The organism is Pseudomonas fakonensis, assembly GCF_019139895.1.
Classification (GTDB): domain Bacteria; phylum Pseudomonadota; class Gammaproteobacteria; order Pseudomonadales; family Pseudomonadaceae; genus Aquipseudomonas; species Aquipseudomonas fakonensis.
Genome location: NZ_CP077076.1, coordinates 3,292,628 through 3,307,615, shown reverse-complemented (window position 1 = coordinate 3,307,615; position 14,988 = coordinate 3,292,628). Strand labels below are relative to the sequence as shown.

Here is a 14,988-nt window from a genome sequence, read left to right as displayed (position 1 = left end):
AAGGACGCCACCCCATGAGCACCGCAGCACAGCAAGAAACCCAGGACCTCGCCGACTTCGGCATCCTCGACCAGATCATCGCCGAAACCAGCCTCACCCCTGAGGACGAAGCCTATGGCATCGCCAAGCGCGGCGTGTCGGCCTTCATCGAAGAACTGCTCAAGCCGCAGAACCAGGGCGAGCCGGTCAAGAAGGCCATGGTCGACCGGATGATCTCCGAAATCGACGCCAAGCTCAGCCGGCAGATGGACGAAATTCTGCACAACCCCGAGTTCCAGTCGCTGGAAGCCTCGTGGCGCGGCCTGAAGCTGCTGGTGGACCGCACCGACTTCCGCGAAAACATCAAGGTCGAGATCCTCAACGCCTCCAAGCAAGACTTGCTGGACGACTTCGAAGACTCCCCGGAAGTGATGCAGGCCGGCCTGTACAAGCACGTCTACACCGCAGAATACGGCCAGTTCGGCGGCCAGCCGGTAGGCGCCATCATCGCCAACTACTTCATGTCGCCCAACGCCCCTGACGTCAAGCTGATGCAGTACGTCTCCAGCGTTTCGTGCATGTCCCACGCGCCGTTCATCGCCGCTGCCGGCCCGAAATTCTTCGGCCTCGAGGCCTTCACCGGCCTGCCGGACCTGAAAGACCTCAAGGACCACTTCGAAGGCCCGCAGTTCGCCAAGTGGCAGAGCTTCCGCCAGTCCGAAGACTCGCGCTACATGGGCCTGACCGTACCGCGCTTCCTGCTGCGCAACCCGTACGACCCGGAAGACAACCCGGTGAAGACCTTCGTGTACAAGGAAGTGGTCGCCAACAGCCACGAGCACTACCTGTGGGGCAACACCGCCTACGCCTTCGCCACCCGTCTGACCGACAGCTTCGCCAAGTTCCGCTGGTGCCCGAACATCATCGGCCCGCAGAGCGGTGGCGCGGTCGAGGACCTGCCGCTGCACCACTTCCAGAGCATGGGCGAGATCGAGACCAAGATCCCGACCGAAGTCCTGGTATCGGACCGCCGCGAGTACGAACTGGCCGAGGAAGGTTTCATTTCCCTGACCATGCGCAAAGGCAGCGACAACGCCGCGTTCTTCTCGGCCAACTCGGTGCAAAAGCCCAAGTTCTTCGGCATCAGCGAAGAAGGCAAGAACGCCGAGCTGAACTACAAGCTCGGTACCCAGCTGCCGTACATGATGATCATCAACCGCCTGGCCCACTACCTGAAGGTGCTGCAGCGCGAGCAACTGGGTTCGTGGAAAGAGCGCACCGACCTTGAAGCCGAGCTGAACAAGTGGATCCGCCAGTACGTGGCCGACCAGGAAAACCCGAGCGCCGAAGTGCGTGGTCGTCGCCCGCTGCGTGCTGCCGCCATCGCCGTCAGCGATGTCGAAGGCGAGCCGGGCTGGTACCGCGTGAGCCTGAACGTGCGCCCGCACTTCAAGTACATGGGTGCCGACTTCACCCTGTCGCTGGTCGGCAAGCTCGACAAGGCCTGAGTGGAGTAGGGCATGAGCGGATACGGCAGCTTGTTCGAACGCCTCGGTGGTGAAGCCGCCGGGCGCAGCGAATACAACCGCGAAGGCAGCGTGACGGCTTCGGTGGCCAGCCACCTGGGCAAGATGCTCAGCACCCGTGCCGGCAGCGTACAGACGCTGCCCGACTATGGGCTGCCAGATCTGAACGACATGCGCCTGAGCCTGCACGACGCCCTGAGCCAGGCCAAGGAGGCGATTCGCCGCTTCATCGAAGCGTACGAGCCGCGCCTTAGCAACGTTCAGGTGGTTTCGCAGCCGCGCGGCAGCGATCCGCTCAAACTCACCTTCGCCATCGAAGGCTGGCTGGAAGTGGAGGGGATCCGCCGTGCGGTCTCCTTCACCGCCCACCTCGATGGCAGCGGCAACGTCAAGGTTCGATAAGGAGTTTCGACATGGGCAAACCCGCTGCACGGGTCAGCGACCCAACTGCCTGCCCCATCCCCGGGCATGGCACCAATCCCATCGCGGCCGGCTCGCCGGACGTGATCATCGAAGGCCTGGCCGCCGCCCGCAAGGGTGATGCCAGCGCCTGTGGCGGCGCCATCGTTGGCGGCGTGTCGGCCACCGTCACCATCAACGGCATGAACGCTGCCACCGTCGGTTCGGTGGGCAGCCACGGCAACAGCGTCACCGCCGGCTCCGGCACGGTGATCATTGGCGATGCGCACAGCCCGGCGCCGTTCGTGGCGCCGGTGCCGGTGGACATCCAGTGGCTGTTCACCAAGCACTTCGTGGTGACTCACCCCGTTGATGGCAAGCCCATCGCAGGGCGCGAATACACCTTGCGCACTGCATCGGGCAAGGAAATCAAAGGGGTAACCGATGACGCCGGCAGAACCAAGTCCATGGGCTCCGAGACCGCCGAGGCCGTGACCCTCGTTCTCGCGCCGCAAACTGCTATTGAGATTGCCTGAGGTGTGCCTGTGACGACAAATGTTGAGGCGGCTTTGACCCCGCCCGCAGACGGCGAAGGCCACAAGGTTGAAGTGAAGGCGTTTCGCGTCTCCGACATTCCGGATGCCATGGCGCTCAAAGGCTGGACCCAGGCTGAGCAGATCATGCGCCGGTGGTTTACAGGCGCGCCTTATGTCATGACCAAGGCTGTCAAGAAAGGCGATAAAAAAGCGTCCGAGTTGCCCGCAGAACAGGTGATGACCGACCTGCCGTTCGAATGGCTTTTCACTGGTTCGGCGCGAGTCAAACCCGTCGTCGATGATGTCGTCGCCAAGTTGAAACGCGTGAACAACTACAACGCCTTGGTTGGTCGTGTGCTCACTTCGTCCCCGATTGAAAAGCAACTCTCCAATGGCCTGGTTCAGTTGATGCGGCGGCTCTCGAAACTCGGTGCCATTGATCTTGAACAGGGTCAGCTGCGTAATTGCTATTTCGATTTCTCCGCCAAATCGGCCATCGAACTCGATGAGTGCGCACAATTCAACTACCTCACGGTCGGCACTACTCCGAAGGAGCAGGCTATCGATGCGATGGACGATGTTTATGGTGCGTTGGGCGGTTTTGCCATCAAGATCGCAGCGACCAGTATGTGGACTGTTCGTGAGCCGGGCGTTCCTGCGAAGATCGTGATCGATGAAATAGGGCTGTATGTGCGGGACACCTATGACTTCTTGAACAGCGGTGGCGAGGACCAGTTCCTGGGTTACTGGAACGCGACCGATGTTCGCGATGCGACTGGCGTGCTGGCGCGCCCTGCCCAGCGTTATACCGATCTCAAGGCTAGCACTTCCCCCCGCATCGAAGACCAAGGCAAGACGTTTTATCGGGTGACCAACGATAGTTTCAATCAATATCGCGCTCTGCATAACAAAGGTGGCGATTTTTTGATTTTCTCCACCGTTCATAAAGTCAAGGTCGATATAGAAATTCCGATCGGCAAGATCGACATTGCCGAGTTTGTGGATCGCTCGGGGGGGGCGAAGTGATGGGGTGGCTGGTCCGCTGGTTGTTGATGCCGCTTGGCATGTTGCTGGTTTTACTGCTGCTGGGGTGGCTGGGTATTCGCCAGTACTCCGCTTATCACGCCTTCGAAGAGGACGCGGTGGCCAGCAGCGGCGGCAACTGCACGCTGAAAAGCTATATCAGAAACTACAAGCCTTTGGGGTTCGTGGGCCGGATAGGCTCGGGTTACAGCAGCCGTTACTTCTACCGTGTTTACGACCGCGCCGGTGATCTGTTGGCGACCTCTGAATGGAACTTCTCCGAGTACGAGATTGATGACTTCTCTGCTCACTGGGTTCGCCGTATGGCCATGTATCCGACCACCGATGGCTGGGCGAGCTTTTCGCTCAAGCAGTGTGATGTATCAGCTGAGCAGCCAGAGGCTGGCCGTCAGTGACGCGGGTTGGACGTGATGCCCTGCAGTGCGCCGTGGCGCTGCCCGTTTCAGTGCGTTGGCTGTTTCTACTTGTGGGCTCGCTGATCTTGCTGCTGTTTCTGGCGTGGCTGGGCATGCGCCTGTATGCAAGCGATCAGGCGCAGGTAACGGACAGCATTGCCAGCGGCTCTGGCAAATGTCTGTTGAAAACCTACAGGCGCGACTACTCGGCTTTCGGCGTGGCGGGGCGTATGGCATCGGTTTTCGGCAGCCGCTACTTCTACCGCGTTTACAACAATGCCGGGGACCCGCTCGCCACCTCCGAGTGGAACTTCAGTGAGGAGGAGGTGAACACCTTTGCCACTGAGTGGCTCGGCCAGATGGCGATGTATCCAACCCGGCACGGCTGGGCGAGTTTTGAGATGAGTGAGTGCGCGGCAGCGTCTGCGCGAACGTTGAAGGACTGAAGGCCACACATGTACGACTACCCACGCTCCAGATACCGGGCTGCGCTGGCCGAAAGCGAAGTATTCGCCGGCCTTGCGCTATTGAGCCTGTGCATGCCGCTGCTACATGCAGTGGGTAGCTGGTACCTCAACCAGAGGGTGGCGTGATGAGCGGTATCGCCCTGGGCCGCCTGCGTGAGCTGGCGCGCTTGCGATGGCTGGGCCGGGCCTGCGGCCACGTACTCGCCTGTGTGCTGTTGCCGCTGCTGTGGAGCCTGGCGGTCAGCGTGTTCAGCGAGCACTACCATGCGCCGCGCCGTGTCGGGGTGAGCTTCGGCCTGGCCCTGTATTACCTGTTCCACCTGTTCGTGCTGGTCAACCTGGCACTGATTTTCGTCAGCAGTGTGAAAGCCCGCTGCGCCGTGGCCATCGCACTGACGACGCTGGTGTTCCTGTACCTGGCGGTGGGCAGCTACAGCCACCCGCTGCGCGGCACGCTGCTCGCCGGGCTGTTTGCCAGCTTGATGTTCCTGGCCGTCCTCATCGACGTCGCCTACCGCGCATGCCTGCGCCCAACCGTCCCTCAACCAAGGTAACCGCCCCGTGTCGTTCAACCACTACTACCAGAGCGAACTCACCGCCCTGCGCCAACTGGGCCGGCGTTTCGCCGAGCGCAGCCCGGCACTGGCACCGTTCCTCGGCCAGAGCGGGCGCGACCCGGATGTCGAGCGCCTGCTCGAAGGCTTTGCCTTCCTCACCGGGCGCCTGCGCCAGAAGCTCGACGACGAACTGCCCGAGCTGACCCACTCGCTGATGCACCTGCTGTGGCCCAACTACATGCGCCCGCTGCCCTCGTTCAGCATGCTGCAGTTCGAGCCGCTGCCCCAGGCCGGCCCTGCGCAGACCGTGGCCCGGGAAACCCCGGTGGAGAGCAAGCCGGTCGATGGCGTGCGCTGCCGCTTTCGTACCTGCTACGCCACCGAAGTGCAGGCCCTGGACCTGGCCGGCATCGACTTTGCGGTCAAGGGTGACGGCGCGGTGCTGACCCTGCGCACCGAGATGAGCTGCGACGGTTTTCTCGCTGAGCTGGAGCTCAAGCGCCTGCGCCTGCACCTGGCCGGCGAGCGCTACATCAGCCAGATGCTCTACCTGTGCCTGCTGCGCAACCTCGAAAGCATCGAGCTGGTACCGCTGGACGCCCACGGCAAACCGTTCTCGCGCATCAACGCCCCGGACCTCAGCTACACCCTGCGCGGTGACAAGGTTTCGCCGGTGGGCTTTGGCGAAGAACACGCGCTGATCCCATACCCGCTGAACACCTTCCGCGGCTACCGCTTCCTGCAGGAGTACTTCTCGTTCCAGGACAAGTTCCTGTTCGTCGACCTCGAAGGCCTCGAAGCCCTGGCGGCGATCCCGGAAGACCTGCAAGAGCAGGTGCGCGGCGTGGCGATCCGTTTCAACATCCGCAAGAGCGGCATCCAGCGCCTGCGCCCGAGCCTTGAAAACATCAAGCTGCACTGCACCCCCATCGTCAACCTGTTCCGCCACGACGCACTGCCCATTCGCCTGGACGGCAAGCAGGACGAGTACCTGCTGCTGCCGGCCGAGTACGACCTGCAAAGCTGCGGCGTGTTCGCCGTGGAAGGGGTGATCGGCTGGTTGCCGGGCGGGGTGGGCTACCGCAACTACGTGCCGTTCGAGTCGTTCGAGCACGACCCAAGCTTTGACGTGAAAGAAAGCAGCCCGCACTACAGCGTGCGCCAGCGCAGCTCGCTGCTGCACGAAGGCATGGACACCTACCTGAGCTTCGGCATCCGCCAGACCCAGTCCCACGAGACGCTGTCGATCGAGCTCACCTGCACCAACCAGAACCTGCCGCTGCGCCTGCGCGAAGGCGACATCTGCCTGATGGCCGAAGGCACCCCGGAGTTTCTGCGTTTTCGCAACATCACCGCCGCCACCCCCAGCTACGCGCCGCCCATTGGCCGCGACTTTTTGTGGCGGCTGATCAGCAACATGTCGCTGAACTACCTGTCGCTGGCCAACGTCGAGGCGCTCAAGGTGATCCTCGAAACCTACGACCTGCCGCGCTACTACGACCAGCACGCGGAAAAGGTCAGCAAGCGCCTGCTCGGCGGCCTTAAAAAGGTGCGCCACGAGCACATCGACCGCCTGCACAAGGGCCTGCCGCTGCGCGGCCTGCGCACCGAACTGACCATCGACCCGGAAGGCTACGTGGGAGAGGGCGACCTGTTCGTCTTCGCCTCGGTGCTCAACGAATTCTTCGCACTCTACGCCAGCCTCAACTCGTTCCATGAGCTGAGGGTCAAAAGCACGCAAGGGGAGGTGTACCAATGGACACCACGTATGGGCATGCAGCCCCTGCTCTGAGCGGGCTGGCGCGTTACATTCGCGAATACTCGCTGTACCAGGCCGTGCTGCTGGTGGTCGACCGCCTGCGCGAGGACAGCCCCTGGCTCAGCCAGGAAGACCTGTACGAGCGCCTGGAGTTCGAGGCCAACCCCAGCCTGGGCTTCCCGGGCAGCGACATCGACCGCGTGCAGTTCTTCCACGAGCACGGCGAGCTGCGCGCGCGCCTGCGCCTGAACCTGGTCGGCCTGGTGGGCGCCAGCTCGCCGCTGCCGGCTTTTTATGGTGAGCAGGCGATCGGCGACGGCGACGACGGCAACCCCACGCGCCAGTTCCTCGACCTGTTCCACCACCGCCTGCAGCGCCTGATGCTGCCGATCTGGCGCAAGTACCGCTACCACGTGCGCTTCGAAACTGGCGCAACCGACCCGTTCTCGGCGCAGCTGTTCGCCCTGATCGGCCTGGGCGGCGAGGCCATTCGCCAGGCCGGCGAGCTGAACTGGCGGCGCCTGCTGCCGTACCTGGGCTTGCTCAGCCTGCGCGCCCACTCGGCGGCGCTGATCGAGTCGGTGCTGCGTTACTACTTCAAGCACGAAGACCTGGTGATCGAGCAGTGCGTCGAGCGCCGCGTGGAGATTCTTGAAGAAGAGCGCAACCGCCTGGGCCTGGCCAACAGCCTGCTGGGCGACAACGCGGTACTGGGCGAAAGCGTGCGTGACCGCGGCGGCAAGTTCCGCATCCACGTCAACCAGCTCACCTGGGAGCGCTTTCACGAATTCCTGCCCATCGGGCCGGGCTACCAGCCTTTGTGCGCACTGGTGCGTTTCACCCTGCGCGACCCCCTGGACTACGACCTGCGCCTGGTGCTCAAGCACGAGGAGGTCCGCGAGCTGCGCATTGGCGAAGACAACGCCTGCCGCCTCGGCTGGACCAGCTGGCTCGGACACGAACGCGCCGACGGGGTCGTCACCCTCGGCAGCCGGATTCATTAAGGACCAATGAAATGATCAACGTCGATTTGCAACAGCTCATCAAGGCGCTGGACGCCGAAACCCGCCGCGACCTCGAAGGCTGCGCGCAGCGCTGCGTCAGCCGTGGCGGCAGCAAGATCCTCGTCGAGGACCTGCTGCTGGCGTTGCTGGAGCGCCCCGAAGGCCTGCTGGCCAAGGCCCTGCAGGACGCCGAGGTGGATGCCCAGGTGCTGGCCGCAGCGCTGCAGCCGCTGCCCGAGCACAGCGCCTCGCGCAACCCGGTGTTTGCCCCGGAGCTGGTGCAATGGCTGCAGGACGGCCTGATGGCCGCCAGCCTGGAGCTGGGCCAGAGCCAGATCGACCAGGCCGCGCTGATTCTGGCGCTGCTGCGCAACCTGGTGCGTTACGCCGGCAGCCGCTACCAGCCGTTGCTGGCCCGCATCGACGCTGCGCGCCTGCGTGAGTACGCCCTGGCCCAGCGCCCCGAGGCCGCCCCGGGCAAGCCGGCGGCGGCAGGTGGCGAGTCGCTGCTGGCCAAGTTCACCCACAACCTCACCCAGCAGGCCCGTGACGGCAAGCTCGACCCGGTGTTGTGCCGCGACGGCGCGATCCGCCAGATGGTCGACATCCTCGCCCGCCGGCGCAAGAACAACCCGATCGTGGTCGGTGAGGCCGGGGTCGGCAAGACCGCCATCGTCGAAGGCCTGGCCCTGCGCATTGCCGCCGGCGAAGTGCCCGAGGCGCTCAAGGGCGTCGAGGTGGTGGCCCTGGACATGGGCCTGCTGCAGGCCGGTGCCAGCGTCAAGGGCGAGTTCGAGCGCCGCTTGAAGGGCGTGATCGACGAGGTCAAGTCGGCGCCCAAGCCGATCATCGTGTTCATCGACGAAGCCCACACCCTGATCGGTGCCGGTGGCCAGGCCGGTGGTGGCGATGCCGCCAACCTGCTCAAGCCAGCCCTGGCCCGTGGCGAGCTGCGCACCATCGCTGCGACTACCTGGGCCGAGTACAAGAAGTACTTCGAAAAAGACCCGGCCCTGGCCCGGCGCTTCCAGCCGGTGCAACTGCACGAGCCCACTGTGGGCGAGGCGGTGACCATCCTGCGTGGCCTGGCGCCGGTGTACGAGAAAAGCCACGGCATTTACCTGCGCGATGACGCCGTGGTTGCCGCTGCCGAGCTGTCGGCCCGTTACCTGGCTGGCCGGCAACTGCCGGACAAGGCCGTCGACGTGCTCGACACCGCCTGCGCCCGGGTACGCATCAGCCTGGCCGCCGCGCCCGAAAGCATCGAGCGCCTGCGTGGCGAGCGCGCCGAGGGTGAGCGCCAGGTGCAGGCCCTGCGCCGGGACGCCGAGGCAGGCCTGTCGATTGACCATGACGCCCTGCAAGCACTGGAGAGCCGCCTGGAGCAGGCCGCCGGCGAGCAGCAGGCCCTTGAGGCGCTGTGGCAGGAACAACGCAGCCTGGCTGAGCGCCTGCTCGACCTGCGCCAGCGCCTGGCCAAGCCACCGGTGGATGATGAAAGCTTCGATGCCGAACAGTGCCAGGCCGAGTTACTGGAGGTGCACGGCGCCCTGACCGACGCCCAGCAGCGCGAGCGCCTGGTCAGCTTCGAGGTATGCCCGCGCCTGGTGGCCGAGGTGATCAGCGCCTGGACCGGCGTACCCCTGAGCCAGCTGGCCCGCGAGCACAACGCCAAGGTGATCAGCTTCGCCGACGACCTGCGCCTGCGCATTCGTGGCCAGGAGCAGGCAGTGCATGCCCTGGACCGCTCCATGCGCGCCACCGCCGCCGGCCTGAACAAGCCCGATGCGCCGGTGGGCGTGTTCCTGCTGGTCGGCCCCAGCGGTGTGGGCAAGACCGAGACCGCCCTGGCGCTGTCTGACCTGCTGTACGGCGGCGAGCGCTTCCTCACCACCATCAACATGTCCGAGTTCCAGGAGAAACACACCGTTTCGCGCCTGATCGGTGCACCGCCTGGCTATGTGGGTTATGGCGAGGGCGGCATGCTCACCGAGGCGGTGCGCCAGAAGCCATATTCGGTGGTGCTGCTGGACGAGGTGGAAAAAGCCGACCCTGACGTGCTCAACCTGTTCTACCAGATCTTCGACAAGGGCGTGGCCAATGACGGTGAAGGGCGCGAAATCGATTTTCGCAACACCCTGATCCTGATGACCTCCAACCTTGCCAGCGACCGCATCAGCCAGCTCTGCGAAGACGGCCAGCGCCCCTCGGCGCAAGACCTCGAAGCAGCCATTCGCCCGGCACTGAGCAAGCACTTCAAGCCGGCCCTGCTGGCGCGCATGCGCGTGGTGCCGTACTACCCGGTGGGCGGCCCGGTGCTCAACGAGCTGGTGCAGATCAAGCTTGGCCGCCTGGGCGAGCGCCTGCAACGCCGTCAGCTGGGCTTCAGCCACTGCCAGGCACTGGTCGAGCACCTGGCCCAGCGCTGCACCCAAAGCGACAGCGGCGCGCGGCTGATCGACCACCTGATCGAGTCGCACCTGCTGCCGACCATCGCCGACCGGCTGCTCGATGCCATGGCCAGCGGCGAACAACTGAGCCAGGTGCACGCCACACTGGACGGTGACGGTGGTGTGGTCTGTGAGTTCGGCTGAGATGAACGCCTTGCTCGAGCACACTCCGGAGCCGTTGGGCTACGCCGAGCAGCTGCTGGCCGCGTTCGGTGCGTTGGCGCAGGCGGCGGAGCAGGGCGCGCTGCTGGGCGCCTTCGCCCGCCAGGCCAGTGCCCTGAGCGGTTGCGAGCTGACCCAGGTGTACCTGCTCGATGCCGGCCACAGCGCCCTGGGCCTGAGCGCCGAGTGCCTGCACGGCGAGCTGCGCGCTGCGGACGGCTCGGCACTGTCGGCCGACTACCACGGCGATGAGCTGCTGCAGTTCAGCCTGTGCCAGAACCGCGTGCTGTGCCTGGACTCGCTCGGCGACGGGCTGTATTCGAGCAGCTTCCTGCCGGCCAGCGGCGACACCTGGCGCAGCCTGCTGTGCGTGCCGCTGAATACGGCAAGCGGCGAGGTGGGCGGCCTGCTGATCTGCGCCAGCCCGCGGGCGCTGGAGCTGCAACGCTTCGCCGATGCCCTGGCGCAACTGGGCCGCTTCGTGCTCGGCCAGATCGGCCTGCTGGTGCGCTTGAGCGGCGGCGCTGTGATGGCCGCACCGGCCGACAACAGCGTGTGCCCCAGCGACTACGGGCTGATCGGCACCAGCGAGGCCATGCGCAAGACCTACCAGCTGATCGGCAAGGTGCTGCACAGCACCTACACCGTGCTGCTGACCGGCGAAACCGGCACCGGCAAGGAAGTGGTGGCCCGCGCCCTGCACGAATGCGGCCCGCGCCGCAGCAAAAGCTTCATCGTGCAAAACTGCGCGGCCTTCCCCGAAGACCTGCTGGAAAGCGAGCTGTTCGGCTACCGCAAGGGCGCCTTCACCGGCGCCGACCGCGACCGCGTGGGGCTGTTCGAGGCGGCCGACGGCGGCACCTTGCTGCTGGACGAGATCGGCGACATGCCGTTGGCGTTGCAGGCCAAGCTGTTGCGGGTGCTGCAGGAGGGTGAAATTCGCCCGTTGGGCGGCAACGAAGTGCGCAAGATCAACGTGCGCATCATCGCCGCCACCCACCGCGACCTGGCGGCCATGGTCGCCCAGGGGCAGTTCCGCGAAGACCTGTACTACCGCCTGGCGCAGTTCCCCATCAGCCTGCCGGCACTGCGCGAGCGCGGCGACGACGTGCAGCTGCTGGCTGGGCATTTTGTCGCCAAGGCCTGCAGCTTCATTGGCCGCGGCCCGATGAGCTGGTCGCAGTGCGCGCAGGCTTACCTGGCCGGCTACGGCTTCCCCGGCAACGTGCGCGAGCTCAAGGGCATGGTCGAACGTGCGGTGCTGCTGTGCGAGGGCGCCGAGCTGCGCGCCGAGCACTTCGGCGCCCGCGAGCAGGCCCCGGCAGAGCCGGACAACCTGCACCTGCGCGACTACATGGAGCGCGTCGAGCGCGCCTACATGCTCGGCTGCCTGCGCCGCAACAACGGCAACCAGACCGTCGCCGCCCGGCAGCTGGGGCTGCCGCGGCGCACCCTGCTGTACCGCATCGAGCGCCTGAACATCGACCTGAGCGAGTTCCAGGCATGACCCACGAATACCTGACCTGCAGGGAGACTTCCTGATGCCTTCACGTCCATGGCTGATTGCCGCCGGGCTGCTGGTGCTGCTCGGCCTTGCCGGCTGCAACGGCAACTACAAGTTCAACGATGACCAATACCGGCCCCTGGGTGAACCCCAGGTGGTCAATCGCGGCCGATAACCGCAAGGAGTGCACAGACACATGGAACTCGTGCTCGAGATTCAGAACACCCGCCAGCTGATACCCCAGCATGCCCGCACCTGCCTGTTCGGCGCCGACGGCGGCACCATCGGCCGTGCCGGCGATTGCCAATGGACCATCCCCGACGGCAAGAAACACCTGTCGGGCCACCACGCGCGGGTCAGTTGCGAGCGTGGCGTCTTCTACCTCACCGACCTCAGCCGCAACGGCGTGTTCACCGGTTCCGGCGTGCAACTGCCGCGCGGCGAGCCGTTTCGCATCGAGCACGACAGCGTGTTCCGCCTGTGCGACTTCGAGATCCGCGCGCGCCTGGTGCGCGAGCCGGCGCGCTTCGACGGTGAAATCGGCCGGCCGACCGCTGCCGGCAGCATCATCCCCGACGATGCCTTCCTCGACCTCGACCCGCTCAACGCCTTCAAGGCGCCAGCGGGTGCCGACGATGCCTTCGCCACCGCCTGGCGCGAGCCGGCGCAGCGCAGCGACGCGGCGCGCATCGACACCGAGAACCTGATCGTGCCGGAGCTGGTGCCAGAACCTGTGGCCGCACCGGTGTACGAAGCCCCGGCGCCGCGAGGCGAGGGGGTGTCCGAGCAGTTCTGGGCGCGCTTCGGCCAGGCTCTGGGGGTCGACCTGCAAGCCCTCGACGGCCCGGCCCGCGAGGCCCTGGCAGTGAAGGCCGCCGGCCTGCTCAACCAGAGCATCGCCGGCCTGCAGCAAAGCCTGCGCACCCGCAGCGACCTGAAGAACGAACTGCGCCTGGGCCACACCACCGCCCAGCAAAGCAGCCGCAACCCGCTGCGCCAGGCCGGCGACAGCGGCCAGGCGCTGCGCCTGATGCTGCAGCCGGGCCAGGCCGGGCAGGGCAGCGCCGAGCAAGCGCTGGCCCGGGGCTTTCGTGACCTGCAGGCGCACCAGGTGGCGCTGCTGGCCGGCAGCCGTGCGGTGGTGCACAGCACGCTTGAGCACTTCACCCCGAGCCAGCTGAGCCTGCGCTTCGAGCGCGAGCGCGGCAAGCCGCTGGTGGCCACTTCGGGCAGCCGCTGGCGCGCCTTCCAGCGCTACCACCAGGCCCTGAGCCTGGACGACGACTTCGCCGAGCGCCTGCTGGCCCGCGATTTCGCCCAGGCCTACGAAGAGCAGGTGCGCCTGATTGCCACCCTGCACAGCGAACACGAAGGATGAACCCCATGACCTGCCTCAAGAACCTGGCTACCGCCCTGGGCCTGCTGTTGCTGGCCGGCTGCTCGGCGCTGTCGCCGTACTCCACCCAGACCAAGCTGCAGCTGACCCTGGACAGCAACGAGCACCTCAACCTCGACGTCAACGGCCGCGCCTCGCCGCTGGTGCTGCGCCTGTACGAGCTCAAGCACCCGGTGGCGTTCGAGAACGCCGACTTCTTCAGCCTGTACGAGCGTGGCAAGGACGTGCTGGCCCAGGACCTGGTCAACAGCGAAGAGCTCGAACTGCGCCCTGGCCAGACCATGGACCTCAAGCTCACCGTCGCCGGCACCAGCCGCTACGTCGGGGTGATGGCCGCCTATCGCGACATCACCGACACCCAGTGGCGCTACGTGATCACCGTGCAGCCCGAAGAAATCACCCGCATTCAGCTGGTCCTGGACCAGAACGGCATCCACGATGCTGCCCAGCCCGTCGCCAAGGTGGATGACCGCACATGAACATGGACAAAGTCATCTGGCAGGAAGGCATGCTGCTGCGCCCGCAGCACTTCCAGCAGAACGATCGCTACTACGACAACCAGATGAAGTCGCGCACCCAGCTGCTGGGCCGCTACAACTGGGGCTTCCTCAGCCTGGAAATCGACCTGCAGTTTCTCAACATGGGCAAGCTGGTGGTCAGCCAGGCTTCCGGCGTGCTGCCCGACGGCACCCTGTTCAACCTGGAGAGCAGCGCCGAGCCATTGGCCGTGGACGTGCCGCCGAACATCACCAAGGTGCCGGTGTACCTGGCCCTGCCGCTGGTGACCGGTGGCCACGTCGAGGCCCGCCGCGCCGACCAGCCCGACGTGCTGGCGCGCTACACCGCCTATGGCCTGGAAGTGGCTGACTCCAACGCCGGCGAAGACGCCAGCAGCCAGGTCAGCTGCGCCCGCCCGGACTTCCGCCTGCTGCTGGGCGAGCAGCAGAACGACCAGGCCTACGTGAAACTCAAGGTGTGCCTGATCAATGACACCTCGCCCGACAGCGTGATCACCCTGGACAGCGATTTTGTGCCCAGCTTCGTCGACAGCCACTCTTCGCCCTACCTGCTGTCGTGCCTTAAAGAAGTGATCAGCATCCTCGACAACCGTGGCGACATTCTCGCCGACCGCATCCGCGCCAACGGCAAGGTCGGCGGCGCCGAGGTGGGCGACTTCCTCATGCTGCAGCTGATCAACCGCACCAGCCTGCTGCTGCGCCACTACATGGGCGTGGAGCAGGTGCACCCCGAAGAGCTGTACCGCACCTTGCTGACCCTGTTCGGCGACCTGTCGGCGTTTTCCAGCGACAGCAAGCGCCCGCGCAACGACAGCCGCTACGAGCACAGCGACCAGGGCGCGAGTTTCCGCAAACTGATGGAGTCGATCCGCCAGGTGCTGTCGATGGTGCTCGAGCAGCACGCCATCGAGATGGCCCTGCAGGAGCGCCAGTACGGCATTCTGGTCGCGCCGCTGCACGACCACCAGTTGCTCGGTCGCGCCTCGTTCGTGCTGGCGGCCAAGGCCAACTGCGACACCGAAGAGCTGCGCCACCGCCTGCCCACCCACCTCAAGGTCGGCCCGGTGGAGCACATTCGCCAGCTGGTCAACCTGCACCTGCCGGGCATCAAGGTACGCCCCATGCCGGTGGCGCCGCGGCAGATCCCGTTCCACTCGGACAAGACCTACTTCGCCTTGGACTTCAGCGCCGAGGACCTGGCCCAGCTCGAGCGCTCCGGCGGCTTCGCCTTCCACGTCTCGGGCGAGTTCTCCGAGCTTGAACTGAAATTCTGGGCCATCAGGAACGCATGA

General features: G+C 65.3%; 16 protein-coding genes. All 16 read left to right on the top strand.

Features of this window, described 5'->3' with window-relative positions:
* Positions 1–14: 14 nt before the first annotated feature.
* Genes tssC through tssK form a run of 16 tightly spaced genes read left to right on the top strand, consistent with a single transcriptional unit; the run spans position 15 to position 14,988 of the window.
* Positions 15–1,487 carry a type VI secretion system contractile sheath large subunit gene (tssC, locus tag KSS94_RS14615; protein ID WP_217838810.1) on the top strand — a complete coding sequence of 491 codons (1,473 nt, stop codon included), beginning with the start codon at positions 15–17 and terminating at the stop codon, positions 1,485–1,487.
* Between the two features lie 12 nt (positions 1,488–1,499).
* Positions 1,500–1,907, top strand: coding sequence for a type VI secretion system baseplate subunit TssE (gene tssE, locus KSS94_RS14610; protein ID WP_217838809.1), 408 nt, complete (start codon positions 1,500–1,502; stop codon positions 1,905–1,907).
* An 11-nt stretch (positions 1,908–1,918) separates the two neighbouring features.
* Positions 1,919–2,440 (top strand): PAAR domain-containing protein, encoded by a 522-nt coding sequence (locus KSS94_RS14605; protein ID WP_217838808.1) that lies wholly within the window; start codon positions 1,919–1,921, stop codon positions 2,438–2,440.
* Positions 2,441–2,449: 9 nt separating this feature from the next.
* Positions 2,450–3,466: a DUF6402 family protein gene (locus KSS94_RS14600; RefSeq protein ID WP_217838807.1), complete on the top strand. Its 1,017-nt coding sequence runs from the start codon at positions 2,450–2,452 to the stop codon at positions 3,464–3,466.
* Entirely contained in the window at positions 3,466–3,879 is a 414-nt protein-coding gene (locus KSS94_RS14595) for a hypothetical protein (protein WP_217838806.1), read from the top strand. The genes KSS94_RS14600 and KSS94_RS14595 overlap by 1 nt, the downstream gene beginning before the upstream one ends.
* Positions 3,880–3,911: 32 nt before the next feature.
* Positions 3,912–4,325: a hypothetical protein gene (locus KSS94_RS14590; RefSeq protein ID WP_217838805.1), complete on the top strand. Its 414-nt coding sequence runs from the start codon at positions 3,912–3,914 to the stop codon at positions 4,323–4,325.
* A gap of 9 nt (positions 4,326–4,334) precedes the next feature.
* Complete coding sequence (locus tag KSS94_RS14585; protein ID WP_217838804.1) at positions 4,335–4,472, top strand: hypothetical protein; 138 nt, start codon at positions 4,335–4,337, stop codon at positions 4,470–4,472.
* The gene (locus KSS94_RS14580) at positions 4,472–4,900 is read left to right on the top strand and encodes a hypothetical protein (RefSeq protein ID WP_217838803.1); all 429 of its coding nucleotides are present in this window, start codon (positions 4,472–4,474) and stop codon (positions 4,898–4,900) included. Before KSS94_RS14585 ends, KSS94_RS14580 begins: the two co-directional genes overlap by 1 nt.
* Positions 4,901–4,907: 7 nt before the next feature.
* On the top strand, positions 4,908–6,695 hold the full coding sequence (tssF, locus tag KSS94_RS14575; RefSeq protein WP_217838802.1) for a type VI secretion system baseplate subunit TssF: 1,788 nt from the start codon (positions 4,908–4,910) through the stop codon (positions 6,693–6,695).
* The gene (tssG, locus tag KSS94_RS14570) at positions 6,659–7,666 is read left to right on the top strand and encodes a type VI secretion system baseplate subunit TssG (protein WP_217838801.1); all 1,008 of its coding nucleotides are present in this window, start codon (positions 6,659–6,661) and stop codon (positions 7,664–7,666) included. The genes tssF and tssG overlap by 37 nt, the downstream gene beginning before the upstream one ends.
* An 11-nt stretch (positions 7,667–7,677) precedes the next feature.
* A complete protein-coding gene (gene tssH, locus KSS94_RS14565; protein ID WP_217838800.1) occupies positions 7,678–10,260 on the top strand; it encodes a type VI secretion system ATPase TssH in 2,583 nt (860 codons plus the stop codon).
* Positions 10,261–10,270: 10 nt separating this feature from the next.
* Positions 10,271–11,785: a sigma-54 interaction domain-containing protein gene (locus KSS94_RS14560; protein WP_437180015.1), complete on the top strand. Its 1,515-nt coding sequence runs from the start codon at positions 10,271–10,273 to the stop codon at positions 11,783–11,785.
* Positions 11,786–11,819: 34 nt separating this feature from the next.
* Entirely contained in the window at positions 11,820–11,957 is a 138-nt protein-coding gene (locus KSS94_RS14555) for a type VI secretion protein (RefSeq protein WP_217838799.1), read from the top strand.
* A 21-nt stretch (positions 11,958–11,978) separates the two neighbouring features.
* The gene (tagH, locus tag KSS94_RS14550; RefSeq protein WP_217838798.1) at positions 11,979–13,160 is read left to right on the top strand and encodes a type VI secretion system-associated FHA domain protein TagH; all 1,182 of its coding nucleotides are present in this window, start codon (positions 11,979–11,981) and stop codon (positions 13,158–13,160) included.
* Positions 13,161–13,165: 5 nt separating this feature from the next.
* On the top strand, positions 13,166–13,657 hold the full coding sequence (gene tssJ, locus KSS94_RS14545; RefSeq protein ID WP_369986688.1) for a type VI secretion system lipoprotein TssJ: 492 nt from the start codon (positions 13,166–13,168) through the stop codon (positions 13,655–13,657).
* Positions 13,654–14,988, top strand: coding sequence for a type VI secretion system baseplate subunit TssK (gene tssK, locus KSS94_RS14540; protein ID WP_217838796.1), 1,335 nt, complete (start codon positions 13,654–13,656; stop codon positions 14,986–14,988). The genes tssJ and tssK overlap by 4 nt, the downstream gene beginning before the upstream one ends.

Bases quoted from the DNA above. Each gene is read 5' to 3' on its own strand.
- tssC (WP_217838810.1), top strand. From the start codon at position 15: ATGAGCACCGCAGCACAGCAAGAAACCCAGGACCTCGCCGACTTCGGC.
- tssE (WP_217838809.1), top strand. From the start codon at position 1,500: ATGAGCGGATACGGCAGCTTGTTCGAACGCCTCGGTGGTGAAGCCGCC.
- KSS94_RS14605 (WP_217838808.1), top strand. From the start codon at position 1,919: ATGGGCAAACCCGCTGCACGGGTCAGCGACCCAACTGCCTGCCCCATC.
- KSS94_RS14595 (WP_217838806.1), top strand. From the start codon at position 3,466: ATGGGGTGGCTGGTCCGCTGGTTGTTGATGCCGCTTGGCATGTTGCTG.
- KSS94_RS14585 (WP_217838804.1), top strand. From the start codon at position 4,335: ATGTACGACTACCCACGCTCCAGATACCGGGCTGCGCTGGCCGAAAGC.
- KSS94_RS14580 (WP_217838803.1), top strand. From the start codon at position 4,472: ATGAGCGGTATCGCCCTGGGCCGCCTGCGTGAGCTGGCGCGCTTGCGA.
- tssG (WP_217838801.1), top strand. From the start codon at position 6,659: ATGGACACCACGTATGGGCATGCAGCCCCTGCTCTGAGCGGGCTGGCG.
- tssH (WP_217838800.1), top strand. From the start codon at position 7,678: ATGATCAACGTCGATTTGCAACAGCTCATCAAGGCGCTGGACGCCGAA.
- KSS94_RS14555 (WP_217838799.1), top strand. From the start codon at position 11,820: ATGCCTTCACGTCCATGGCTGATTGCCGCCGGGCTGCTGGTGCTGCTC.
- tagH (WP_217838798.1), top strand. From the start codon at position 11,979: ATGGAACTCGTGCTCGAGATTCAGAACACCCGCCAGCTGATACCCCAG.
- tssJ (WP_369986688.1), top strand. From the start codon at position 13,166: ATGACCTGCCTCAAGAACCTGGCTACCGCCCTGGGCCTGCTGTTGCTG.
- tssK (WP_217838796.1), top strand. From the start codon at position 13,654: ATGAACATGGACAAAGTCATCTGGCAGGAAGGCATGCTGCTGCGCCCG.